This window comes from Paenibacillus sp. FSL H3-0329, assembly GCF_037963285.1.
GTDB lineage: Bacteria > Bacillota > Bacilli > Paenibacillales > Paenibacillaceae > Paenibacillus_AQ > Paenibacillus_AQ odorifer.
On sequence record NZ_CP150150.1, the window covers coordinates 1,054,702 to 1,078,648 of the forward strand.

Annotated in this window: 22 protein-coding genes; 15 read left to right on the forward strand and 7 right to left on the reverse strand. The window is 43.7% G+C overall.

Annotated elements, in window-relative coordinates:
* The first annotated feature begins 2 nt into the window (after positions 1-2).
* The 6 genes from qoxD to NSQ66_RS04560 all read left to right on the forward strand — a co-directional run bounded on the left by qoxD (position 3) and on the right by NSQ66_RS04560 (position 5,710).
* On the forward strand, positions 3-293 hold the full coding sequence (qoxD, locus tag NSQ66_RS04535) for a cytochrome aa3 quinol oxidase subunit IV (RefSeq protein ID WP_036680878.1): 291 nt from the start codon (positions 3-5) through the stop codon (positions 291-293).
* A 674-nt stretch (positions 294-967) separates the two neighbouring features.
* Complete coding sequence (locus NSQ66_RS04540) at positions 968-1,357, forward strand: GntR family transcriptional regulator (RefSeq protein WP_339279599.1); 390 nt, start codon at positions 968-970, stop codon at positions 1,355-1,357.
* Positions 1,350-2,252: an ABC transporter ATP-binding protein gene (locus NSQ66_RS04545; protein WP_076104214.1), complete on the forward strand. Its 903-nt coding sequence runs from the start codon at positions 1,350-1,352 to the stop codon at positions 2,250-2,252. The genes NSQ66_RS04540 and NSQ66_RS04545 overlap by 8 nt, the downstream gene beginning before the upstream one ends.
* A complete protein-coding gene (locus NSQ66_RS04550; protein ID WP_339279602.1) occupies positions 2,227-4,248 on the forward strand; it encodes a hypothetical protein in 2,022 nt (673 codons plus the stop codon). Before NSQ66_RS04545 ends, NSQ66_RS04550 begins: the two co-directional genes overlap by 26 nt.
* Positions 4,249-4,594: 346 nt before the next feature.
* The gene (locus NSQ66_RS04555; protein WP_036680834.1) at positions 4,595-5,149 is read left to right on the forward strand and encodes an RNA 2'-phosphotransferase; all 555 of its coding nucleotides are present in this window, start codon (positions 4,595-4,597) and stop codon (positions 5,147-5,149) included.
* Between the two features lie 39 nt (positions 5,150-5,188).
* Positions 5,189-5,710, forward strand: coding sequence for a mismatch-specific DNA-glycosylase (locus tag NSQ66_RS04560; protein ID WP_036680837.1), 522 nt, complete (start codon positions 5,189-5,191; stop codon positions 5,708-5,710).
* Between the two features lie 490 nt (positions 5,711-6,200).
* Here the strand turns inward: NSQ66_RS04560 and NSQ66_RS04565 are convergent, their stop codons facing one another.
* A complete protein-coding gene (locus NSQ66_RS04565; RefSeq protein ID WP_038568881.1) occupies positions 6,201-7,136 on the reverse strand; it encodes an MraY family glycosyltransferase in 936 nt (311 codons plus the stop codon).
* Positions 7,137-7,305: 169 nt separating this feature from the next.
* Between NSQ66_RS04565 and NSQ66_RS04570 the strand changes: the two genes are divergently transcribed.
* Entirely contained in the window at positions 7,306-8,007 is a 702-nt protein-coding gene (locus NSQ66_RS04570) for a YjjG family noncanonical pyrimidine nucleotidase (RefSeq protein ID WP_036680840.1), read from the forward strand.
* A 60-nt stretch (positions 8,008-8,067) separates the two neighbouring features.
* On the opposite strand, the gene NSQ66_RS04575 is transcribed toward NSQ66_RS04570, so the two are convergent.
* Positions 8,068-9,045: a ring-cleaving dioxygenase gene (locus NSQ66_RS04575; protein ID WP_038568883.1), complete on the reverse strand. Its 978-nt coding sequence runs from the start codon at positions 9,043-9,045 to the stop codon at positions 8,068-8,070.
* A 168-nt stretch (positions 9,046-9,213) separates the two neighbouring features.
* On the opposite strand from NSQ66_RS04575, the gene NSQ66_RS04580 reads away from it, so the two are divergent.
* The 3 genes from NSQ66_RS04580 (at position 9,214) to NSQ66_RS04590 (ending at position 12,363) form a co-directional block, all read left to right on the forward strand.
* Positions 9,214-10,020, forward strand: a complete 807-nt coding sequence (locus NSQ66_RS04580; protein WP_052096796.1) for an AAC(3) family N-acetyltransferase — start codon at positions 9,214-9,216, stop codon at positions 10,018-10,020.
* Between the two features lie 99 nt (positions 10,021-10,119).
* The gene (locus NSQ66_RS04585) at positions 10,120-11,052 is read left to right on the forward strand and encodes a manganese-dependent inorganic pyrophosphatase (protein WP_036680844.1); all 933 of its coding nucleotides are present in this window, start codon (positions 10,120-10,122) and stop codon (positions 11,050-11,052) included.
* Between the two features lie 204 nt (positions 11,053-11,256).
* A complete protein-coding gene (locus NSQ66_RS04590; protein WP_038568887.1) occupies positions 11,257-12,363 on the forward strand; it encodes a Glu/Leu/Phe/Val dehydrogenase in 1,107 nt (368 codons plus the stop codon).
* A gap of 134 nt (positions 12,364-12,497) precedes the next feature.
* Here NSQ66_RS04590 and NSQ66_RS04595 read toward each other — a convergent pair whose 3' ends face one another.
* Positions 12,498-13,157, reverse strand: coding sequence for a peptidylprolyl isomerase (locus NSQ66_RS04595; protein ID WP_051491160.1), 660 nt, complete (start codon positions 13,155-13,157; stop codon positions 12,498-12,500).
* A gap of 210 nt (positions 13,158-13,367) precedes the next feature.
* On the opposite strand from NSQ66_RS04595, the gene NSQ66_RS04600 reads away from it, so the two are divergent.
* Complete coding sequence (locus tag NSQ66_RS04600; protein ID WP_036680852.1) at positions 13,368-14,594, forward strand: MFS transporter; 1,227 nt, start codon at positions 13,368-13,370, stop codon at positions 14,592-14,594.
* Between the two features lie 86 nt (positions 14,595-14,680).
* On the opposite strand, the gene NSQ66_RS04605 is transcribed toward NSQ66_RS04600, so the two are convergent.
* The gene (locus NSQ66_RS04605; protein ID WP_051490926.1) at positions 14,681-15,085 is read right to left on the reverse strand and encodes a hypothetical protein; all 405 of its coding nucleotides are present in this window, start codon (positions 15,083-15,085) and stop codon (positions 14,681-14,683) included.
* A 256-nt stretch (positions 15,086-15,341) separates the two neighbouring features.
* Between NSQ66_RS04605 and NSQ66_RS04610 the strand changes: the two genes are divergently transcribed.
* Positions 15,342-17,240, forward strand: coding sequence for a sensor histidine kinase (locus NSQ66_RS04610; RefSeq protein WP_036676638.1), 1,899 nt, complete (start codon positions 15,342-15,344; stop codon positions 17,238-17,240).
* A 113-nt stretch (positions 17,241-17,353) separates the two neighbouring features.
* Positions 17,354-19,270 (forward strand): sensor histidine kinase, encoded by a 1,917-nt coding sequence (locus tag NSQ66_RS04615; protein ID WP_235219388.1) that lies wholly within the window; start codon positions 17,354-17,356, stop codon positions 19,268-19,270.
* Positions 19,271-19,280: 10 nt separating this feature from the next.
* On the opposite strand, the gene NSQ66_RS04620 is transcribed toward NSQ66_RS04615, so the two are convergent.
* Complete coding sequence (locus tag NSQ66_RS04620; RefSeq protein WP_170914256.1) at positions 19,281-19,520, reverse strand: NHLP leader peptide family RiPP precursor; 240 nt, start codon at positions 19,518-19,520, stop codon at positions 19,281-19,283.
* A gap of 94 nt (positions 19,521-19,614) precedes the next feature.
* Positions 19,615-20,550, reverse strand: coding sequence for a hypothetical protein (locus tag NSQ66_RS04625; protein ID WP_076141770.1), 936 nt, complete (start codon positions 20,548-20,550; stop codon positions 19,615-19,617).
* Positions 20,551-20,651: 101 nt separating this feature from the next.
* Between NSQ66_RS04625 and NSQ66_RS04630 the strand changes: the two genes are divergently transcribed.
* Positions 20,652-20,945, forward strand: coding sequence for a hypothetical protein (locus tag NSQ66_RS04630; protein WP_036676631.1), 294 nt, complete (start codon positions 20,652-20,654; stop codon positions 20,943-20,945).
* A 53-nt stretch (positions 20,946-20,998) separates the two neighbouring features.
* On the opposite strand, the gene NSQ66_RS04635 is transcribed toward NSQ66_RS04630, so the two are convergent.
* Positions 20,999-22,930, reverse strand: coding sequence for a glycoside hydrolase family 20 zincin-like fold domain-containing protein (locus NSQ66_RS04635; RefSeq protein ID WP_036676630.1), 1,932 nt, complete (start codon positions 22,928-22,930; stop codon positions 20,999-21,001).
* Between the two features lie 84 nt (positions 22,931-23,014).
* Between NSQ66_RS04635 and NSQ66_RS04640 the strand changes: the two genes are divergently transcribed.
* Complete coding sequence (locus tag NSQ66_RS04640; protein ID WP_076141771.1) at positions 23,015-23,869, forward strand: helix-turn-helix domain-containing protein; 855 nt, start codon at positions 23,015-23,017, stop codon at positions 23,867-23,869.
* The last annotated feature ends 78 nt before the right edge of the window (positions 23,870-23,947 follow it).

Below are 23,947 nucleotides of genomic sequence, written 5' to 3' on the forward strand. Positions count from 1 at the left end.
TGATGAAGCAATTGTTTCCAATTCGCCATGTGATGGGTTTCTTAGCCTCTCTTGTCCTTTCTGTGGCTGCACTTGCTGTAATCTACCTTGATCTATCCAACACTGCGAACATGGCAATCCTGCTTGTTACAGCCCTCATTCAGGCTTCCTTGCAGCTCTTCCTGTTCATGCATATTGGTGAATCAGCAGATACCAAGAAAGAACTTTACATCAATATCGCCTATGCCTTATTCGTTGGTTTAGTTACGATATTCGGTACGCTCTTCATCTTCGTATGGGGCTGGTATGCTTAATTACAGTAACTAATACTCAAAGGGACGTCTTCTATGCCTAAATGGCTTAGGGACGTCTCTTTTTTTTGGTTTACTTAGGAGGTTTGTTGTAGCGGATGCCCGGAAATGGGCATCTTCCCAGGCAATAGCTGCACTGGAGTCCGAAACTTCGCTCAAAAGACGAAAAATGTGCGAATAGGGTCATCTGGGTCCGAAAGCTAGCGGGGATAAGGAGGCTCGGCGCGATCGGACTCAGATGACCTTAAAAGTGGGAATCAGCGGCTTTTGGAGTTGTAACGGACCCCAAAGTCGCTATTGCCTAGAAAAACGCGCAAAATGAGCGCTTTTCTAGGCAATAGCTGCACAGGAGTCCGAAACTTTGCTCAAAAGACGAAAAATGTGCGAATAGCGTCATCTGGGTCCGAAAGCCACGGGAGATAGGGGGGCTTGGCGCTGTCAACCTCAGGTGAACTTAAAAGCAGGAATCAGCGTCATTTGTGTCCGAAAGCCACGGGGATGAGGATGGCTCGGCGCAATCGGACGTAATTTTGATTAATAACAAGGGATAGATAGATCCCCAAAGGATAATCTTGGGGATTTTTTGTTGACATATAAATCAAACTGTATTAATAATAGTAGTACAGTTAATACACACCAAAATGGATTTAATGCAAGATAGTGGAAGGAGGAAGGTTATGTTCGAACTGGACGTTCGTAGTCGGAAGCCGATTTATGAGCAGCTGACCGATAAGGTCAAGGAGATGATTCTGCATGGTATTTTGCAGATGGATGAACAGCTACCTTCTGTAAGGACTTTATCCCAGCAGCTAACCGTGAATCCCAATACGATTCAGAAGGCTTACCGTGAATTGGAACGTGAGGGGTATATCTATTCATTACAGGGGAAAGGAAGTTTTGTAGCCCCAATGAAAAAAGAACAAAATGCGATCAAAAAAGCGGAAGTCCGGAATGAGTTGCTGAGGCTGATGGCGGAGGCGGTATACCTTGGGTTCACCGCAGCTGAGATTAGTTCTTTGTACCAACAAGTGGAGAAGCAAAGAGAAGGAGGGAAGAGTGATGATTGAGATTCGAGGAGTCAGCAAGTTATTTCAAGGCGAGAAGGCAGTCGACGATATCTCTTTAACGGTACATAAAGGAAAAATTTATGGGCTGCTCGGCTCTAATGGCGCGGGCAAAACTACGCTGCTCAAAACATTGGCGGGCATCTACTCTCCAGATAAGGGGACCGTGCGGGTGGATGGTGAAGCAGTATTCGAACACCCGACGACTAAGCAACGGGTTATTTTTATGCCGGATGCTCCTTATTTTTTCCCACAATCGACCATGCTGCAAATGGCGGCCTTCTATCGCTCGATTTATCCGAGCTGGAATCAGAAGCGTTTTGAAGATTTGGGAACCGTATTTCAGCTCGATAAAAAGCGCAAACTCAGTCGTTTCTCCAAAGGGATGCAGCGGCAAGCGTCATTCTGGTTGTGTTTAAGCTGTATGCCGGATGTGCTGATTATGGATGAACCGATTGACGGATTAGATCCGGTGATGCGGCGTCAGATCAAAAACCTGCTATTTCAGGAGGTTGCTGAACGCGAGCTGACGGTAATCATATCTTCGCATAACCTTCGTGAGATTGAAGATCTGTGCGATCATGTCGGGATTATGCATGGTGGGAAGATGTTGATTGAGAAGGATCTGGATGATCTTAAGGCGGATACACATAAGATTCAAGTGGCGTTTCGGGATGAACGGCATGAGATTCCGTTAGCTGCCAAGTTACAAGTTCTGCATCAAGAGCGCCGGGGAAGTGTGAACCTATATATTGTAAAAGGGGATCGTGAACGGATCAAAGCGGCTTTTCAGGTGTACGAGCCATACGTATTCGATTTGCTTCCATTAACGTTAGAAGAGATCTTTATTTATGAAATGGGGGATGTCGGATATGACGCGCAGCCATTACTACTTTAATAGCAGTGTTTTTCGCCAGAACTTCCGCCAGCATGGCTGGATAGGGATTATATATGCACTCGGCTTATTATTCGCTCTTCCATTACAGCTCTTCATGAGCAACAATCCGGATGCAAAACCGCAGGAAATTGATCATTTATTTCGCATAGCTGGTAGTGTGCAAGCCTTGTTTATCATTACAATCCCAGTTGCCGCAGGACTATTCTTATTCCGATACCTTCAGGCAAAATCACCCGCAGATCTTTGGCATAGCCTGCCTTTACGCAGAGAGCATTTATTTACAGCTCATCTGACGAGTGGACTTACCTTACTGTTGCTGCCTGTTTGGTTAACTGCTGGGGTGGTTGCCGTTGTTAAGCCATGGAGTGGGAATTTTTTTATTTTTCAAGGCGCAGATATTTGGCAATGGTGTATCACAGTTAGTATTCTGACTTTGTTCCTCTTCTGTTTTAGTGTTTTTGTGGGAATATGTACGGGCCAATCTATTCTTCAGGGAATTATCATTTATATTTTGCTTATTCTTCCTGTTGTACTGATCTCATTAATCAATAGCCATTTAGTCATGTATCTTTATGGATATGCAAATGCAAATGTAAACTTCAGTGATTCTAGTTTGCAAGTCTGGTCTCCGTTTGTTCATATCGTGTATTATTTTACCGGCAAACCCTTCACAAATACAGAATTATGGATTTATGGGGTATTGGCACTTCTATTTATTGGATTATCTTACCTTTTATATCGAAAACGTAATACGGAAAAAGCGGGTCAGGCTATTGCTTTTGGATATTTCAATCCACTGTTTAAAGCAGGGGTTATGTTATGTACTATGCTTATTTCCGGAAATTATTTTGCACAAATGAAGCAACAGCAAATGGGCTGGGTGATTAGTGGATATGCCATCGGAGCCATTATTGGTTATGTTGCCGCAGAAATGATTATTCGGAAAACATGGCAGATTATGACGCGTAAAATGGTAGCTGAGTTTGCAGTTTATGCGGTAATGATAGGGTTACTTCTGTATATCCCGGTATCAAGTGTTACGGGGTATGAAGCCAGAGTGCCTTCCGGTGATAAGATTAGCGGAGTATATATGGGAGCTAACTACCGGTTGTATACCCCAACGGATGATTTGTACACTACACCCTACATGGGGCAGAACCCTTTTTCCGATGATAAAGATTATATAGAAGCTGTCCGTAAACTTCATCAAACGGTAGTTGCAGTACGTCCAGATCATACGTCACGACAATATGTTTATGAATATTTTACTCTGGCTTATCAATTGGAGAACGGCGACAAGCTAGTGAGGGAATACTGGATCCCTAAAAAGGGGTTTGAATCAGAGCTAAAAGCGGTTAAGGATACCGAAGCTTACAAGTATGAAAAGTATAATTTAGCTCTCTTAGACAAAGACCTGGATTTTATGTGGGTTACTAACAGGAATAAAAAAGTAGCCATCTCGGATCCCGGGGAAATTTCAGAGCTAAAGCAGATTATCAAACGCGAAATTTCGAATATGTCCTACGAAGTACAGATAGATAAGGACGGAAAACCTGATGTGGCTAATATCCAAGTAGAGGTAAAGGTAAAAGAGAACAGTAATCAAGTTTCTACAGATTATGGTTATTATTATCCGTGGAAGTCAACTTTTCATGAGTTAGAGAAATGGATGAATGAAAAAGGTTATGCCGATAAAATACGAATAACAGCTGAAGATATCCAATCGGCAGAGATTATAAAAGATGATTATATGGATGAGAAAACACCTAAGAACCCTACTAGTCCTGAACAAAGAGTAGCGCTTGCACGTGAAAAGAATCGTACGGCTGTTACGAAGGATAAGGTTTTATTAACAGATGTTTTGGACCATCATTTCAATTATGGTGTTGAGAATGGCAACTACATTGTGAAGTTGATGTACAAAGAGGGTTATAGCGATTTTGTAATGTTAAAAGAATCAGATATGACGCCCGAATTGAAAGCATTGCTGAAATAAGCTAAGAATAAGGTAAGTAAAAGATTACAGAAGATAAAAGACTACTGGTTGACATAAACTGGATAGTTGGAATATGCTTTTGGAGATAGGTTAAGGATGAAATGGGACTTTCAGGTCAGCCTCAGAGCCAGTATATTCGTTCCGGTAAAATAACATCGCTGTATTAACTGGTAAGGAGTTCTGTATTTAGGTGAAGCCCGACCATGGACGAAAGAGTCCATGGTCTTTTTTTACATATTTAGAGGTAATACATGGATGTGCGATTGCTGTAATGCCTCTGGAGTCTGCTTCGGCAGATCTTTTACTGTAGAATAATATAAATAGGGAACATTGAGGTGGAAATATAATGTTAAGCAATACAGCGGAAGTGTCGTTAAGTAAATTTATGACTAAGCTGCTTCGGCATACCCCGGAGCAATATGGTCTTATTTTGGATCCAGAGGATGGTTCCTGTAGGTTGAATGATTTGCTGTCTGTTATTGTCAGCACTCCTAGATGGTCAGAGGTGACTGTGGGAGATATTCGGCAAGTGGTCGCAGGCTGCGACAAGCAACGATTGGAAATCGTTGATGACCGGATCAAAGCCCGGTACGGGCATAGCCATACAAAAATCACTTATGAGCCGGGGACTCCGCCTGCTGTACTTTTTCACGGAACTCATTCTGGTGTGCTTTCTGTGATTTTGGAGGAGGGACTCCAATCGATGGGACGGCAGTATGTTCATTTGTCTGAAGGGACTCATTTTGCCAGTTTAGCCGGAAGTCGCAGAGGGAAATTGATATTGTTAACCGTTGATACGATTAGAGCGGGTCAAATGGGTGCAACCTTTTATAATGCGGGTAATAAGGTTTGGTTGGCAGGTCATATACCGCCTTCATGTCTTAAAGTGTATACCCCGTAAGTTGAACTAGATCGACGTTTGGTTAGGAGGCATAATAACATGGATGAAATTCCAGATCACTTAGATCACGGATTACAGATTGTATTTATTGGGTTCAACCCTAGTATCCGTTCTGGTGAGGTAGGACATCATTACGCGAATCCGCGGAATAATTTTTGGAGAATATTACATCAGTCTGGACTTACTCCCCGGTTGTATGATGCGTCTGAGGACGGGGACTTGCTAAAGCTGGGCTATGGGTTTACAAATATTGTTGCCCGTCCCACACGGGGAATCGACGATATTACTCGTGAAGAATACCAGGAGGGTCGTGAATTGCTTCGCTCCAAGCTGGAGAAATATCGGCCTCAAGTCGCCTGTTTTGTAGGTAAGGGTGTGTATACAGAGTTTAGTCGCAGAACAAAAGCTAACTGGGGATTTCAAGGGGGCGAGCCTCCAAAGGTAGATGGTGTCCGTGAATTCGTTGCACCCTCTTCTAGTGGATTAGTTAGAATGCCGATGGGAGAGATCATTGGAATTTATCGCAGATTAGCCGAGTTTACGCAAGAGAACGATGGGTGATTGATGTATTTGGAGTTAGGGTGCTAAAGGACACAGGAGTCGCTAAAAGTAACAAATCACTCTAATTTGCGTGCTATCGGACTCCAATGCAGCTATTGGGTAGAAATAGACTGAATATGAGTCCATTTTGGGTAGATAGCGTCTCTGGAGTCCGAAATCACCACTAAATGGCCGCAAATCCACGAATAACGGCGACTGAGTCCGTAAGAGTAAAAGCTGCGGAGTTGGCCATGGATCTACGTAGATTCCGTAGATCCCGTAGATCACCGTAGATCACCGTAGATCACCGCAGATCACCGTAGATCCCGTAGATCCCGTAGATCCCGTAGATCTCGCAAGCTCTGGCAAACTATCGCATCTTAGCTATCTCTCGCTACTCTAGAATACCCTCAAACACAAAAAGAGCAAGATTCCATATCGGAATCTTGCTCTTTTTATAACTTCAAAGGGCAGTCTCAGTATATGAGACATGCCCTTAGTCCCTAATACATTAGGTCTCAATCAGCAGCAGAATGATAGAGGATAAGGATAGACAAACACTAATCAGGCATAGCACGGCAACGACCTGCTTCTGGTTCAGGCCTGCCCGAAGCAGGCGGTAATGAGCCTGGGTGGCATCGGCTTGATAAATGGACTTGCCTTGGATGAAACGTTTGACTACGACAAAAATGTTGTCGAAGATCGGTACGCCCAGCGCCAGAATAGGGATGAACAGCGACAGGACGGTGGCTTGCTTGAACGCGCCGTCGAGTGCGATTACCGCAAGGATGAAGCCGAGAAAGGTTGCCCCGGCGTCGCCCATAAAGATTTTGGCGGGCGGCTTATTGTAGCGCAGATAAGCAAGCGTAACGCCAATCAGCGAAATTGCCATAATGGCAGATGAGGATTGACCCTTCGCCAGTGCGACTACGAATAACGTAACCGCCGAAATGGCCGTCAAGGCACCAGCTAGACCGTCCATGCCATCCGAGAAATTAATAACAGTGGTTACGCCGAAGATCCAGATAATCGTCAGCAGAAACGATAGAATGACTGGCAAAATGATATAATCACCTGAAAATGGATTGTAAAATCCGGTAAAGGCGTTGCCAGAAGCATAAACCAGGATCGCTGCGCTAACTTGTACAATTAACTTGGGCAGAGCTGGGAAATCTTTGCCCTTCGTTTTGTACCAATCATCCACCGTGCCTATGGTCAGCAACAGTACTCCACCAACAAATAATGCGACAGTCTCCATGGAGAAATCACGCGCGAACACCAGATAAGTAACAAAAAATCCGAGAAATATTGCGTAGCTGGCCGTTAGCGGAATGGGCTCTCTATGAATTTTACGCTCAACGTCCTGCCGAGGCTTGTCCACAAAATCAAGCCGAAAAGCAAGCTTGCCGAGCGGCGGAATTAGAAAGTAGACGATAAGAAATGACATTAGAAATGATAAAACGTATAAAATGACGCTCACCACCGTTTTCTTTTTAAAATACCACAGATCGATTAAATCTACCTTAAAAAAGTAAAATTTTGTCGTGAGAGGTGTGAAGTTGACTTGCCAGCATCGCTGTAGTACCTTGTTGAGAAAAGCTCTTTGGGGGATATTTATGAAATACGATGTTATTTTATTTGATGCCGACGATACGTTGTTTGATTATGGAATGGCAGAAAGTCACGCGTTGTCTAATGCCTTTCTACACTTTGGGATGCCCACAGGTGCAGCAGATTATGCTGCCAGTTATCAAGAGATTAACCACGCATTGTGGAGGGATTTAGAACAAGGAAGGATTTCATCTGCGGCGCTGCGGGTAGAGCGGTTCAATCGGTTGTTTGCTGCACATGCGCTTGAGCTTGATCCTGAATCATTTAGTGAGGCGTATCTACGTTTCTTAGGCGAAGGAACCTTTCTGATGCAGGGAGCGATCGAGCTATGCGGAGAGCTTGCAGAGTGCCGCCTGGCGATTATCACGAATGGAATCAAGGATGTGCAAACTTCCAGAATCCAAGGCTCGCTGCTGAGTGATACATTTGAGCAGATCATTATCTCAGAGGAGGCAGGATGTCAGAAGCCAGAGACCGGGATTTTTGATTACGCTTTTGCCAAATTGGGGATTGAGGATAAAGAAAAAGTATTGATTGTGGGTGACTCCTTAACCTCTGATATTCAAGGCGGAATTAATTATGGGATTGATACCTGCTGGTTTAACCCGCTCGGTAAGATTAATGAGTCCGGCGTTCAGCCAAAATACGAAATTCGAAACCTCTCGGAGCTACTAGATATTGTAGGGAAAGCTACTAACCTTCAATAAAAAAATAAGGTGTGAGCGCATAAGCGTCTCACACCTTTTATTTAGTAACCTGAAAGAGGTTTATTGCCGAGTATCCAGCGGCTTCAGATACGCCTCGATTTGCTGGCGTTTCGATTCCAGAAATGGCGGCAGCGCAAGCGATTCACCTAAACTTTCCATAGGCTCATCTGTAGCAAAGCCTGGTCCGTCTGTAGCTAGCTCGAAAAGGATGCCGTTAGGCTCACGGAAATAGAGGGAACGGAAGTAGAAGCGGTCGACGAAACCGGAATTAGGAAGCTGTGCCTGGCGGATGTGTTCGATCCATTGCTTCAATTCGTCTTCATTATCGACGCGGAAGGCGACGTGATGTACCCCGCCACGTCCCAAATGCTCTTGATCCAGATCATTGCGTTCCTCCAGATGTACCTCAGTGCCTGACCCGCCTTCACCGGTCTCGAATACGATCACATCTGGCTGACAGGCAACTGTTGAAGGGTAGGTTCCTATACGGCGGAAGCCAAGCAACTGCTCCAGCACCACCGCTGTATGTTCTGCACTTTCGACTGTGAGATGTGCGGGACCTAAGCCTACAATGCCATATTGGGCAGGCACTGGGCTTTTAGCCCAAGGAGTACCGCCGGCAACACCGTTATCATTTTCGTCGGATACGAGAATGAAACGTTGACTCTCGTGATCGCGGAAGGATAAAGTCTGGCGTCCACCAAGTACCTGTATCGTCCCATGCTCCACGTTAAGCTCGGTGAAGCGTTGCTCCCAATAGGTAAGTGCGGCATCGCTTGGGACTCGAAGGGAGAGGGCGGAGATGCTGTTATTGCCCTCGCGGTTGCGGCCCGCCATCGGAAGTTCAAAAAAGGTTAATTCGGTTCCGGGATTGCCCTTCTCATCTCCATAGAATAAATGGTACACTGAAATATCATCCTGATTTACTGTTTTTTTAATGAGACGAAGTCCGAGTACCTCTGTATAGAACTTAAAGTTCTCCTGTGCTTTGCCAGTAATAGCTGAGACATGGTGAAGTCCTTTTAACGTTAAGCTCATGGTAGTTACCTCCGTGTAAATGCTTAGGGTTTGTGGATTATTTTTAATATCGATAGAATTATTGGTGAATATTATTAAGTTACTATAATTTTAATAGTAATAACAAACTTTTGCAAGTGGATATTAATGTTTCATGAAATTTAATTCATACATAAGGAGAGAGTATAAGTGCACACAACAACAAGCTTGATGAAACAATTACAGGAGTTGGAGATTGATCCACGGGGGACCATTCTAGTTCATTCCTCGTTAAAAAGTGTTGGCGAAGTAGAAGGAGGTGCGAACACGGTGCTGGATGCACTCAGCGAATATATGAAGGACGGGCTGCTTGTTTTGCCAACGCATACATGGGCTTATATTAATGCGGATAATCCACGCTTCTCTGTTCAAGATTCCCCATCTTGTGTTGGGATATTACCGGAGCTGTTCAGAAAACGTCCGGGCGTTGTTCGCTCTTGGCATCCGACTCATTCTGTAGCGGCTTTGGGTGTTGATGCTGAGGCGTTTACTGCAGGGGATGAACGTTGGGATACGCCATGCGCCCGTGGTTCAGTATGGGGCAAGCTGCTTGATCGTAAGGCGGAAATAGTACTGCTGGGCGTCGATCTGCGGCGGAATACGTTCATTCACGGTATTGAAGAGTGGGTGGATATTCCGGGCAGAATGACGGATAGTCATGAGGAATTATATACTGTGACGCCGGGTGGCGATGAAATCATGGTGCCTTCTCGCAGACATTGTGGTCTCTCTTGGTCGGAGCATTTTTGGAAAGTGGAACGCGAGCTTGAGGAAGGCGGTGCCATGCGTAAGGGGAATTTCGGGGATGCGCTAGTTAGAGTGTGTGGAACAGTAGAAACGACGGATATTTTAAGCCTGATGCTAAAAGAGAATCCTGATCTTTTCTCCGATAATGAACCGCTGCATGGTGAGTCCAAACCAGATCCGCTTCCAAAGACCAGACGTGAACAACCATAGGTGGGAGAGGCTAAACCAATTTTTCAGCCCGCACAATCTGGAAGCCGCTATCAATGTATGGTATATTAATCTCACTAAAACATAGTAAGGAGATTGGAAATGGAAAAAACATTGGTCTTTGGACACAAAAATCCGGATACGGATACTATTTGTTCGGCAATTGCTTATGCAGCACTCAAAAAAGAATTAGGCTGGGATGCTGAGCCAGTTCGTCTGGGAGACGTTAGTGGTGAAACGCAATTTGCGCTTGATCATTTCGGAGTAGAGGCTCCTCGTCTGGTAGAGAACGTAGCTGGAGAAGCTAATCAGGTTATTCTTGTTGACCATAATGAACGCCAACAAAGTGCGAATGACATTGATCGAGTGCGTGTAGTTGAAGTTATCGACCATCACCGGATCGCTAATTTTGAGACTGCACATCCGTTATACTATCGTGCTGAGCCAGTAGGCTGTACTGCTACTATACTTAACAAAATGTATAAAGAAAACGGTGTAGCTATCCCTAAAGACATCGCCGGATTGATGTTGTCTGCAATCATTTCTGATTCCTTGCTGTTTAAATCTCCAACCTGCACCGCTGAAGATGTAGCGGCAGCGCGCGAATTGGCTGAAATCGCTGGTGTAAATGCAGAAAGCTACGGCCTTGATATGCTGAAGGCTGGTGCTGATCTTAGCGACAAGAGTATCGCTCAACTGATCTCCTTGGATGCTAAGGAATTCAAAATGGGTGAATACAAAGTAGAAATCGCCCAAGTGAACGCGGTTGACGTTAATGATGTACTCTCCAAGCAGGCTGAACTGGAAACTGCACTGACTTCCATTATTGCTGAAAAAGAATTGGATCTGTTCCTGTTCGTAGTTACAGATATCCTCAACAACGATTCGGTGGGTCTGGCTCTGGGCCGTGTTGCAGGTGCAGTAGAACAGGCGTACAACGTGAAGCTTGATGACAATAAAGCCCTTCTTAAAGGTGTAGTATCCCGTAAATCACAAATCGTACCGGTACTTACAGAGACGATTGCTAAACTGTAAAGCATTTTGACAGTTGTCTATGAGAGTAGATTGGATAAAAAGAGCTCATGCCCCATCAGTAGTTAAGATGGTGACATGAGTTCTTTTTGTTTTACGGCGTATTCTGCTACAATATTTTGGGAGGGGATCCAACTGATCCTCTTCTAATTGCATGAACTTTGAACCAGCATGAGGAATATGACAAAGGGATAGGGGATATTGGAGATGGAATTGTTTGCAGCATTGGAACGGGACGACTACGAGGAATTATTATTTTGTCAGGATAAGGCATCGGGATTAAAGGCGATCATCGCGATTCATGACACGACACTGGGACCAGCACTGGGTGGAACACGGATGTGGACCTACGCTACGGAAGAGGAAGCTATTGTTGATGCGCTTCGATTAGCAAAAGGGATGACCTATAAAAATGCAGTATCCGGCCTGAATTTGGGTGGTGGGAAAACAGTAATCATTGGAGATCCCAAGAAGGATAAAAATGAAGCCATGTTCCGTGCTTTCGGAAGATACATACAAGGTTTAAATGGACGGTACATAACTGCTGAAGATGTAGGGACTACGGAAGAGGACATGAACATTATTTATCAAGAGACAGATTATGTTACTGGCACCTCACCTACGTACGGTTCTTCGGGCAATCCGTCACCAGCAACGGCTTACGGTGTTTACCAAGGAATGAAGGCAGCCGCTAAAGCCGCCTTTGGCAGTGATTCGCTCGAAGGGAAGACAGTAGCTGTTCAAGGTGTGGGGAACGTGGCCTTTACACTGTGCAAACATCTTCATGAAGAAGGAGCACAGCTTATCGTAACGGACATCCATAAACCAGCCGTTCAACGTGCAGTAGAGGCCTATGGCGCTAAGGCTGTAGATCCAGGCGATATCATCAGTGTAGATTGTGATATTTATGCTCCTTGCGCTCTTGGAGCGACAATTAACGACGAATCCTTACGGGTAATCAAGGCGAAAGTGATTGCAGGAGCTGCTAATAATCAGCTGAAGGATTCCTCGCATGGTGATGCACTTCATGAGATGGGGATTGTATATGCTCCAGATTACGTGATTAATGCAGGTGGCGTCATTAATATTGCGGACGAGCTGAACGGCTATAATAAGGAACGTGCCTTTAAGCAGGTGGCGAAGATTTACGATAATATTACCCGCGTAATGGAAATTTCCCGTTTGAACGGAATACCTACTTATGCCGCTGCGAACCAGCTTGCAGAGGACCGGATAGCGCTATTAAGAAATAGCCGCAGCACCTTCCTGCGTAATGGTCAACATGCACTTACCAGAAGATCGCTGCGGGGATAAGCTGTAAAAAAACTCGGCAAGCTCCATCCGATTACAACTTCGGAGGGACTGCCGAGTTTTTTATGTTCTTTTATTTCTACAAGAAACGTTTATCCTCTTTCGAGGACGGTAACGTCGCTTCTGCTTATTCCTAATTACTGAACCTTTTGGGGTTCTGGGTAAGTGACGCCGAAGGTGTCGACCGTCACCTTTTTCATTACTGGTGGCTCATCTGGACGATCAGAACCGTCACGAGGCAGGCTCACAATTCTTTTTACAGCTTCGATACCTTCGGTTACTTTACCAAAAGCGGCGTAGCTTCCATCTAGACTAGGGTAAGCTGCATCCATAATAAAGAACTGGGAACCGGCAGAGTCAGGAGCCTGTGATCTTGCCATGGATAGAACACCTTCTGTATGCAGAAGGTTATTGGTGAACCCGTTGCCAGAGAATTCTCCGGCGATACTGTAACCCGGGCCTCCCATACCTGTGCCATCAGGGTCGCCGCCTTGAATCATGAAGTCAGGAATTACTCTATGGAATATAGTGTTATCATAAAATCCTTTTTGAATAAGTGAGATGAAATTGTTTACGGTGTTAGGGGCAACCTCAGGGTATAGCTCAGCTTGGATGATATCCCCGTCTTCCATTTCAATGGTTACTAAGGGATGACTTGCCGTAGCTGAAGGAACGCCTTCAGTTGGGGCTGCACCTTCCCCAGGTGCTGATCCGCTGCTTCCATTATTACTGCTTGCATTGTTATTGTTTGGCTTGTTACCGCAACCTGCCGCAATAACCATGACCAGGCATAACATGATCAGAAGAATAGCGGATTTTGTTCGTGTAGACTTCACTAAATAATCTCTCCTTTTTATTGAATAATCTCGTAGGTACTTCCCATAATACCTCCTTTGTCCTATTACATGCAAAGGTCAGTTATGACTTCTGGGATTGGCACATCTTAAAAAGAAGTTTACAATGGTAGGATGTTTCCAAAGAGAACATCGAGAAAGGATGTGCATAGGATGCTCTTTTCGTGGAAGCGGAATTTGATCGTGCTTTGGATAGGGGTTTTCTTTTGTAGTACAGCTTATTCGATCTCGATTCCCTTCCTTTCCATTTTTTTGAGCGACGAACTTGGGGTTTCAAATCATTTGGAGATTTGGTCAGGGGTTAGTTTTGGAATAACCTTTCTTGCCAGCGCTTTAATCTCTCCCTATTGGGGTTCGCTAGCCGACAAGTATGGTCGGAAACCGATGCTTATTCGCTCGGGTTTTAGTCTGGCAGCTTTATATCTTATTAATTATTTTGTACATGATCCTTATGTTTTTTTGATTGTGCGTGTGCTGCAAGGACTGCTTGCCGGTTTTGTTCCAGCAGCTATTGCAATGGTAGCCACCAATACCCCTGAGCATAAGACGGGGTACGCTTTAAGTATTATGTCTACAGCCGGAGCTACAGGTAGTATTATTGGGCCATTAATCGGCGGTGTAGTGAGCTATTATACCAGCAACCGGATTGCTTTTTTATTCTCGGCGGGTATTGTACTTATCTCAGCGCTCATTGCTACTTTTTTTGCAAAAGAGGAGAACTTCGACCGTTCGGCTCCAAGGTCACATGTAAGTGATGATATCAGGGAAGCGAGAAGTAACCGAGCCTTTATTACTTTGCTCTCGCTGGCGGGAATCAGTACCTTCTCCGTTATGATTCTGGAACCGTTAATCCCAATTTATCTACTGGACATGGGGATCTCCAAAAATAGTGCCTCGCTAAGCTCGGGAATAGTGTTCTCTGCTGTGGGGATTGCTACGGTGCTGATGGCTCCGCAGTGGGGCAGAATCGGCAGCCGAAAGGGCTTTGGGATGATCTTATTTATTGGACTGATCGGGGGCGGCATCGGTAATATTCTGCAGTTTTTTGTTTCGGGCTATGTAGAGTTCGCTATCCTTCGCTTTGCTTACGGCTTGTTCTATGCAGGTGTGCTGCCGTCAGTGAATGCCATGATTGTACAAGTAATTGAGCCGGGATTCCGTGGACGGGCCTTTGGCCTGAATCAGGCGGCATCTCAGCTTGCGACGATGGCTGGACCGATTATCGGCGGCTTATTGGGCGCGGTTATTCCAATTCGCTGGGTGTTTGTAATCAATGGAGTGATGCTGCTGGTAGCAGCGATATTGGTTAAGACCCGCAAGCTGGAAGCACAAATCGCCGCTGCTCGTCCCGCAGAACAGCCAACAACGATGCAGGGTTAACTGCTAACTCAATGAGCATGTCGTTATTTAGAAACAACATAAAGCCGCCGGGCTCATAGCCCGGCGGCTTTATTCATATTAAGCTGCTATTCTCCCTGCGAACCGTTCAAAACGTCTGTTCCCGGCATAACATCCACTGGCGGGGAGGCAGGGTCAATAATGGAATTTGGATATACATCGTCTGCATCTGGAACATCCTCTAGCGGCTGATCTTCTTCTTCCATCTCCAAGAGTTCCTCATCCTTAGTATAATCCGTATCATCTAGGGTTAATCCTGCGGTTTCAGCGGCTAGATATGCATCGGATTCCACCAACTCATCTCTTTCGATTACATCCTTAGGTGAGTTTAAACCAATATCTGCTGCCAAGTATTTATCGCCAACCAAGACAGGATCTGCGTCATCATCAACAATATCCTCTTCATCCATATCAGCTTGTATATAACGTTCATATTCAAAGTCAGCTTCAGTTTTATTTGGTGAACTATCCATAGCCGTTCACTCCTTTTTTATGATAAAATTTGAACTTCCTATGTTTATCTTTACCCGTTTGACCATGATCGAATCGCTGATCCAATAAATGGGTATGTCTGTATTGGATTAGTAAAAATGGGTGAAAGCAAAAGCCGATGAAAAACGTCCTTTTTCGAGAAAATTTACAAGAATAGGCAGGGATAGTGCGAAGCTTGTCGAAATTAAGAAGCATATATGAACGTTTAAACAACTAATGAATTACTGAGGTGCTACGATGAAGTTGCCAAAGCCCAATATAGCGGCTGCTTTTTTATTAATTCTACTGCTGACCGCTATGGTCCCTTTTGGTACGGCGATAGTGAGTGCTGAATCATCAGACTCTACGCTGCCCAATTGGGAGATTAAATTTGAACGTATAGAAGTAGATCATATTGAAGAAGCTGTGGCAGCTCTTGATGAAGAATGGACTCGTGTTATGCCTCATGGGAAAAGCCCAGAGACTCCAAGTGGGGCAACCTCAGCCTGGCTGCGGTTTACTTTACCACAAATTGGTGATAAATCTGCGTTATTCATAGATAAAGTATATGGAAATAATGTTAAGGCTTATTTAAATAACGAATTAATATATGATTCCGGAAAAGATTTTAATTTCAATGGCAGTAAGGTTTTCATTCCTCTGTCCAAAAGTGTTGGAGGACAACAGCTATATTTATGGACCCATGGTGGCAGCAAAGACTTAGGGATCCACGGCGAAATAAGAGTAGGCCAATACGATGAGCTGTTATCTGTTTATGTAAAGCAGGGCTTAATGGATCTGATCATTGGAACGACGCTTATTTTTATTGCGATTGTACTGCTGATCTGCTCGCTATTCATGAGAAAAGGTTATTTTTCCGGCGGATTTCTATTGGTGCTGATTATTTTATCCATTGGCGTGTTAGTGGTAACGTATTCATCGTTCCTGCCGACAATCCTAGGCGATTATGGAGAGATTGTACTTGTTTTCTTTGATGTAGCATTATATACGCTTCTGCCCTCCTTTACATTTTATTTTGAAAAAATATTTGGTCCAGGGAAAAAGAAAATCGTTACCCGATTCCGCAAGTTTCAAATTGTCTATTCTATATTCTGTTTTTCTCTAATGGTTGTTAATATCCTTTTGTCATATCAGTTGGATGACTTTTATAGATTGATGACTACGAGTGTGCTGGGTATCCTTATGATTGTGCAATTTATATTGTTGATCAGCTTAGCGTTTATTCATGCGAATCGTGGGAATGTAGATGCTGTTGTTTTTACTACAGGGTTCTCAATATTTGCTTTCATGTCTCTTAGCGAACTGGTCATGTTCTATGTATCGGGGCAATCCTATCAATTATATTGGTGGAAATGGGGAGTGGTGATTTTCGTAATTGCCTTAATCGTCATTCTGGGAAGAAGGTTTACTCGAAACCATGAACAGCTTATTGAATATTCCCATCAGCTTGAGAAGTTCAATAATGATTTGCAGCGCTCGGAGAAGATGGAGATTATTAGTGAGCTGGCAGCTTCGGTTGCGCATGAAGTACGGAATCCATTGCAGGTTACCCGAGGGTTTCTGCAGATTCTTGGGGAGCGTTCAGATCAAAAGGAGCGGGAATATCTGCAAATGGCGGTTACAGAACTGGATCGAGCTACGCTCATTATTACAGACTTCCTAACCTTCGCTAAACCAGGACTTGAAACCGTAGAGCAGCTTGATGTGTCCGAAGAGTTGAGGCATGTGACGGGTATTCTTTCTCCGTTAGCGAATCTGCAAGGGGGCGTCATTGAACTTAACCTGCAGCCAGGACTTTACGTTACTGGATCATCTGCCAAGTTCAAGCAAGCGTTTATCAACATTCTCAAAAATAGTATTGAAGCTTTAAAGGACAATGGGCTGATTAAAGTCACAGCCTGGAAGTCTGGAAAACATATAATAATCAGTGTTCATGATAATGGGGAAGGGATGAACCGGAATGAGCTGGCTCGGTTAGGGGAACCTTATTACTCCAATAAGACCAAAGGAACGGGGCTTGGACTGATGGTAACCTTTCGGATTATTGAGGCGATGGAGGGATGCACTGAGTTTCGCAGTGAGAAAGGGGAAGGGACTGAAATTATAGTAAAAATACCAGAACTTAGAAGAATTTAGAAGTAATTTATGATAATTCCGTTTTTTAGAAGGAAAGAGTGAGGGGCTGAGCGAAGTAGTACAGACAGAATATTGTTTCTGATACTTACTTCTGAGGTGCATATATGCGCTTGATGATTAAAGTCCTACATATAGCAATAGCCCTTACTCTCCTTCTGATAGGATATAGTTCAATTGTTGTATCAGCAGCGACCCCATATCCATCCCAAGAAATTACCAGTTGGCAGATGAGATGGGGCGATGGAACCGAAAACAGCGGCGTAGTGGTTCCTCAGAATAATGACCAGCAGTATTGGATAAATGTGAACGCTACGAAGGAAATCCCACATCTGCCATCAGGCGTATCCACTTCTTGGACTCGTATTTCCATACCTAACTTTAGTTATATCTCCCCTTCAATCTACATTGATACTTTATATGCTCTTCATGTGAAGGTGTATGTGAACGACCGTTTAATCTTCGAGGAAGATCGTAATTATATTAAGGATAACTATTCTTTGTTGTTGCCTTTGAGTCAAAGCGATAGTGGGAAAACATTATACATTTGGACTGAAACGCTGCAGGATAGAATCGGAATTAAAAATGAAGTAGTGATCGGTGAACACAACCTGTTAATCAATGATTATATTAAAAATGGACTCAGCGATGTGATTTTGGGCTGTGCTTTTTTTCTTGTGGCTATCGTTCTATTTATAAGTTCTCTCTACATTAATAGGGACTATTTTTCCAGTGTGGCTTCACTAGCCGTTGTAATAGGTTCAACCGGAATTCTCTCGATAACCTATTCTCCTTTTATTTATACCTTTTACAGCAATTTGGGCGCGATTAGTAATGTATTTCTTGATTTGGCTTTATTCTCACTTTTACCGGCGCTTACTCTTTTATTTGAAAAAATATTTGGCAGTGGAAAATATGCGATCGTCCGTCGTTTTCGTCAATTTCAAGTCATTTACTCCTCATTTTGTTTGCTATGTCTTTTGATCAATTTTCTATCGAATAATAGCTATATTGAGTTTTATTATTTTGTATCCACCACTATTATCGGGTTCATCCTCATCCTTCAGTTCATCTTGCTTATCGTATGTGTGATTATATTTTCGCTTAAAGGGAATAGGGACGCTATCATTTTTGCCATTGGCTTTGGAACGGCTGCATTTACTGTAGTGTCAGAGTTACTGTGGTATTACATTCATAAGGGGAACTATGATTTATTCTTGTGGAAGTGGGGCATTGTTGCCTTCATAATCTCCTTGATCGTAATTCTGGAGCGAAGACTAGCCTATAGCCATCAACAGGTTGTTAACTATTCTAAAGAATTAGAGCGTTTTAACAACGAATTGCAGCGTTCAGAAAAAATGGAAATTATTAGCGAGCTTGCTGCATCTGTTGCTCATGAAGTGCGGAATCCACTCCAGGTAACTAGGGGTTTCCTTCAGCTGCTTAGCGAGAAATCCGTTGGTGAAGAGGAAATATTTATGTCGATGGCCCTTAGTGAGCTGGATCGTGCTTCCGGGATCATTACGGATTTCTTAACCTTCGCAAAACCGGAATTTGAGACGATTTCCAGTCTGAATTTGTATAATGAATTTAAGCATATTGAGAGTATTATGCAGCCGCTTTGTCATTTAAATGGAGGAAAAATGATTCTCGATGTATCGGGCGAATTATGGGTGAAGGGGAATTCCTCGAAGTTTAAGCAAGCCTTCATCAACATTATCAAAAATAGCATTGAATCTTTCCGTGACGAAGGATTTATCTATATGTCGGTGTATGCGGAAGAGGAGAACGTAATTATTCATATCAAAGACAACGGGGAAGGGATGGACGCGGATGTCCTGCACCGATTGGGAGAGCCTTATTTCACTAAAAAGAATAAAGGCACAGGTCTTGGATTAATGGTCACTTTCCGTATCATCGAAGCTATGCAAGGTAAAGTGAAATTCACAAGCAAAAAAGGAGTGGGAACCGAATCCATCACCATACTGCCATTGGCAGAAGCTCCGGATGATTCTCACTCCTTAGGGGGTTAATCTTGTTGTCTTACCACGAACCGCGTGGTGCTGCGGTTGCCTTCAATACATCGGATGTAGGACTTGGTGGAATTACAAGATAGAATTCGTTGGAGCCTTCTTCAACGGCTTTCAAGGTAACGCTGTCGGGAATGATTACGCCTAGTGCTTCTTGGAGAGCCGCTTTTGGGTCTGAGAGTAGTCTTTTCTTGAAACTTGGATCTTCCCATGCCTTTTGAATGACTTGATTTCTAAGAATTGCTTCTGACATAATAATCACCCTTCCCAAATTGTATATATTTACCTTTAATAATATAACATAGCAAAACTACTAATACTATTCTTTTTATTACAAAATAATAGAATTAATGGACATTTTTTGACAACCAATGATATAATCCTCCGTTTAGCAAGAGCTGCTTGTCCGCCTCGATGGAATCAGAGATCTGCTGTAAGTTACTTACTAGCATGGAATGGAACGCGATAAGATGAGGGGCATTAAGGTCGGAAGCTGTAACTTTGTTATGTGTGTCGTGTGCTAATTCCGTATAGGTATGTAGACCATTTGCAGTGAATAGATAAAATTCGACCTCTTGCGAAGTGAGTTTAGCTGCACTGCTGTTAGGCAGATGTTTGCGAGTTAGGGAGAGAAGACAATTATAGTTGCCCGCGGATAAATCTTCTTTCCAGTCCTCATAGTCATCCAGCATTTGCAGTGTAAGCAAAACCGAATGGATAAGTTCTTCAGCTTGCGGCACTAAATCACTCTTTCCAGACATCAGAAGGGCAGCGGTGCTGGATAGCTTGAGCGGACTGGCTTTATAGGAAATTTTGACCCGATCATTAAGAAAATAGTCACTGGTATTTTCGTTGCTAACACTATCTGCCCACTCCATGATATAACGATTAAATAAGATCCAGAAAGCGGATGGCTCCGGAAATAGTATCCGGTAGATATTTAAAAATTCCACATAAAGCAAATTCGCCAAGGGCAATTTTTCGTATGCGGAGGATTCTTGGCTGTCCATCAGGTCATCCTGTATGAAGAAATACAACATAAAAAAGACGTTGCCCATCGACATCTGGCGAGTAACCTCTGCAGAGATTCCGCATCCCTTTTGCAGCCAAAAGGGTAAAATATAACATATGTAGTTTTTGTGGCTTTCAGCGTTAAATACGTTAAAATGCTCAAGATAGGACATGCCTTGTTGATTTAGAGGTTCTGGAAATTCAGAAATAATCCGTCTGCTTTCTTGGAATACCAAGCGCAGTTCATCTTCGTAGTCATTTAGCCAATCCATAACAACCCTCCTATAAAATTTTTACGAAAATGGTTCTTTTGCCCTGATTATAGCTTTCTCTTTATTCCATTACAACTAAAATTTAGGAGGTATTAGCAGATATGGAATGGTATACTTTCGGCCAGATGCTTATGGCTATTCGAATGGGTCAAAAGGCGGAAACACCGGATGGCCGCATGGTTATGCGTACTTCCACGGGACTTTTTTGGATAAACGGAATCTTGAAGGGAAAAGTGGTAGAAATCAAAGACTATCTGTTCTCTGACCTATGGCGAATCTATGAGGATGAGGAAAGCCAGCAGGAGGGAATTGGCAGGGAACAACACGAGCAACGTGAGCGGGAGATGCTTGAGAATCAATATGAAGAGCTGCGTTGGGCGAACCGAAAGCGTTAGTTCAACGTTCGATTACCCAACAGCAGCTATATAGTGAATATTAATAAGAGGGATTAGGAACTTACGGATGCGGAGAGTTCTGATTTCAATGCTTCATATTGACTACGCAGGCGTTGAAGTTTCGAGATACTTTGCTCCAAGCCGCCGAGCCGGTTGCGTTCCGTCCACAAGAGACGATATTGGTGAAGGAGTACATCAAGGTCATTGATTTGCTTCGTAATCAGCGCAGGATCAAGCGAATCTGGTGCTGATGTCAACTGTAGCTTGATTCTGCCCAGCTGCACAGCATGCTTCACAAAATGGATGCCATTACTCAGTTCTTTCAGCACAAGAGCAGCATCTTCACATTGAAGATCTAACCCCGATAGCCGCGCCTCAATGGAGAGCAGATATTCTTCGAGATGATTGAAGTGTTCCTCAGTAAGCTTCTCTATGATTAGGAAATTGTCCAGATGGGTACGCAGCAGCAGGGACATTTCTGCATCATTTGAACGGTTGATACTGGATTCAAGCTGATAGTAATTGCCGAGATCCAGGAGCAGCTGGCCAATTCCCTCAGAACGATCTGCAAAAATAAATCTATTTAAATACTGTGCAGTATCTGCTTCCAGATTATGATCTACACTCCAGGATAGGGCTGCGCCGTAGGCGAAGCCGGCATAGCTGACCGGCAGATGCTGCCAGTGTCCAAAATCTCCCCAATCCGTAATGAGATAACCGATAGCGCCGTTGTTTTTGCCATGAATAGCTGCACTGCGCAGATTGGCTAACATATTGTCTGTGCGTCCTGTAATGGAGTTCCATGAGCTGGTGCCTGGGCAGACATAAAAAGGAATACCTGCTTCACGGAATTTGAGCGTATCGGACTCGAAGGGATGCTCAGCGCTATAACCCCATTCCATAGCAATAATATCCTTAGGAAGCTGAGGAATCAGTTCGGGATGCTGGATAATGATATCGCCCCAGAATTGCATCGTTTTGCCACGTTTTGTAACCAACTCATAAATCTTTTGCAGGAATGATAAATAGAGTTGACCTTTGCCTTGAGTTTCTGCCAGAGCTTTATTTTTACCAAGACCGAGTTCATAGGTCTCATCGCAGCCTACATTAAACTGATTGGAGCTAAAGTAAGGTAGCAGATCGTCAAACATTTTGTCTAGCAGAGGTAGTACAGCAGGATCTTCGGTATCAAAAGTACCAGGGTGCATAAATAAGCCTTCTGGATAAACGTCCTGCGCATACAAATTCTTCGGAAGCATAAAGCCTTCGGGAATTTCAGCTAAAGCGTTGAATTCTGGACGAGAGAGCCAGCCCTCCATATGCCCAAAGCTGTTCTGATTGGGAACAAGCTCTATATAACGTGCTTTGCAATAGGCATCCAGAAGCAGGATTTCCTCTCCGGTAATTGGGGTTTCAAGCTCCCAGACTTGAGGGAAGGATTCATAAGCGAACGGAGCACCTTCTATATATAGCTGAAGTTCATTCATCTTCAAATCAGCCATAAGGTCAATGATCCGGTACAAGGTTTCTTGCTTCGGGATTTTATTGCGGCTGATATCTATGAGCAGGCCTCTGGCTCCAAAATCAGGTTCATCGCGAATATGCAGCTGAGGTATAGATTTGCCACTTTGTTCTATGATTTGTTTCAGGGTTGCTGCTGCGTAGAAGGCGCCTACAGGAGAGCTATAGGAGACAACGATACCCTTCTGATCGACAACAATCTCATATGCCTGTGCAGACAATAATGGCACATAGTTAAAGTTACAGACAGATACAACGGTTGGACGTAAGCCAATGGATAAAGTCAGCTGCAGATTCAATGCTTGTGCAATCACTTCCTGTAGTTTTCGTGCAGCTGGCATGGCAGATTGTTCTTCCATATTAGGAAGCACGATGCTTCCGCTTGTTGGGAAATGGAAGGAGCCTTGTGACAATGTGATTTCACGCGGATTAGGGAAAAGCAGTAGTGTAGAATGATTAAGCATAGCGTGGACACCTCTTATTCATGTAGAATATGATCATCTTCACAATAACCTTATCACTACTAAACAAGGGGAGGAATGCCTATAATGTCCAAGCACATGGATTATATGATCAGTCCATATCCAATAAGAATTATTGATCCGAAGGTTGAATCCTCCAAGCTGAAGCTCAAGAATATAAGGGTGGGACAGGCAGGTCATCTGCCAGGAAGAACGTTATTCCGTTCAGGTGTAGTTTTTGAGCACTGGGCCATTGTTTACATAGTGTCAGGTAGTGGCTCCTACATGGAAATTGGGGGAAAAGAGCAGCAGGTGCGTGAAGGCAGCTTATACTTTTTTCGCCCAGGTTACAGTTATAACTTTGGTCCACCACCGGGAGGCAGCTGGGATGAGTATTATATTAACTTTAATGGCACGCGTGTATCCGAATGGCTGGAATCGGACCTCATAGCCGGGGGAAATGTTTTTCAAGCCCAATCTATAGTAGGTCTTACTACCTTATTTGAAGAAGTGCTGGAACGGATGGAGAGCGGAGAACCTGTGGATGCGGATCGGGCAGCATTATTGCTCGAAAGAATGCTGCTGGAGTGTTCTTTTATAATAGAAGAAAAAAGTTGGAATTCTCAGGCTGATTATATGCGTCAGATTCGGGAAGACCTGAACTTATGCATTTATGGTGAAATGGACCTAGAACAAATAGCGGCAAAACATCATGTTTCGATGTCTACACTTCGTCGTCTTGTTCGACGCAGCAGTGGATACCCGCTTCATGAATATATTCACCGTCTAAAAATGGCGGAAGCCAAAAAGTTGCTTTTTAACACCTCATTACAAATTAAGGAAATTTCTAGTATGCTTCATTATAATGATCCGTTCTATTTTTCTCGTTTATTTAAAAAATATATGGGGATCGCACCCCAGCTTTGCCGGAATAACATTTAAATCGACATCCTCCTACTAGAGTCCCAACAGTAATTGTTATAATTTGTATAATTGTTGTCGTTTTATAAGATATGTTGA

Coding starts and splice junctions, on each gene's coding strand:
- qoxD (WP_036680878.1), top strand. CDS start 3: ATGAAGCAATTGTTTCCAATTCGCCATGTGATGGGTTTCTTAGCCTCT.
- NSQ66_RS04540 (WP_339279599.1), top strand. CDS start 968: ATGTTCGAACTGGACGTTCGTAGTCGGAAGCCGATTTATGAGCAGCTG.
- NSQ66_RS04545 (WP_076104214.1), top strand. CDS start 1,350: ATGATTGAGATTCGAGGAGTCAGCAAGTTATTTCAAGGCGAGAAGGCA.
- NSQ66_RS04550 (WP_339279602.1), top strand. CDS start 2,227: ATGACGCGCAGCCATTACTACTTTAATAGCAGTGTTTTTCGCCAGAAC.
- NSQ66_RS04555 (WP_036680834.1), top strand. CDS start 4,595: ATGTTAAGCAATACAGCGGAAGTGTCGTTAAGTAAATTTATGACTAAG.
- NSQ66_RS04560 (WP_036680837.1), top strand. CDS start 5,189: ATGGATGAAATTCCAGATCACTTAGATCACGGATTACAGATTGTATTT.
- NSQ66_RS04565 (WP_038568881.1), bottom strand. CDS start 7,136: ATGTCATTTCTTATCGTCTACTTTCTAATTCCGCCGCTCGGCAAGCTT.
- NSQ66_RS04570 (WP_036680840.1), top strand. CDS start 7,306: ATGAAATACGATGTTATTTTATTTGATGCCGACGATACGTTGTTTGAT.
- NSQ66_RS04575 (WP_038568883.1), bottom strand. CDS start 9,045: ATGAGCTTAACGTTAAAAGGACTTCACCATGTCTCAGCTATTACTGGC.
- NSQ66_RS04585 (WP_036680844.1), top strand. CDS start 10,120: ATGGAAAAAACATTGGTCTTTGGACACAAAAATCCGGATACGGATACT.
- NSQ66_RS04590 (WP_038568887.1), top strand. CDS start 11,257: ATGGAATTGTTTGCAGCATTGGAACGGGACGACTACGAGGAATTATTA.
- NSQ66_RS04595 (WP_051491160.1), bottom strand. CDS start 13,157: ATGTTATGCCTGGTCATGGTTATTGCGGCAGGTTGCGGTAACAAGCCA.
- NSQ66_RS04600 (WP_036680852.1), top strand. CDS start 13,368: ATGCTCTTTTCGTGGAAGCGGAATTTGATCGTGCTTTGGATAGGGGTT.
- NSQ66_RS04605 (WP_051490926.1), bottom strand. CDS start 15,085: ATGGATAGTTCACCAAATAAAACTGAAGCTGACTTTGAATATGAACGT.
- NSQ66_RS04610 (WP_036676638.1), top strand. CDS start 15,342: ATGAAGTTGCCAAAGCCCAATATAGCGGCTGCTTTTTTATTAATTCTA.
- NSQ66_RS04615 (WP_235219388.1), top strand. CDS start 17,354: ATGATTAAAGTCCTACATATAGCAATAGCCCTTACTCTCCTTCTGATA.
- NSQ66_RS04620 (WP_170914256.1), bottom strand. CDS start 19,520: ATGTCAGAAGCAATTCTTAGAAATCAAGTCATTCAAAAGGCATGGGAA.
- NSQ66_RS04625 (WP_076141770.1), bottom strand. CDS start 20,550: ATGGATTGGCTAAATGACTACGAAGATGAACTGCGCTTGGTATTCCAA.
- NSQ66_RS04630 (WP_036676631.1), top strand. CDS start 20,652: ATGGAATGGTATACTTTCGGCCAGATGCTTATGGCTATTCGAATGGGT.
- NSQ66_RS04635 (WP_036676630.1), bottom strand. CDS start 22,930: ATGCTTAATCATTCTACACTACTGCTTTTCCCTAATCCGCGTGAAATC.
- NSQ66_RS04640 (WP_076141771.1), top strand. CDS start 23,015: ATGTCCAAGCACATGGATTATATGATCAGTCCATATCCAATAAGAATT.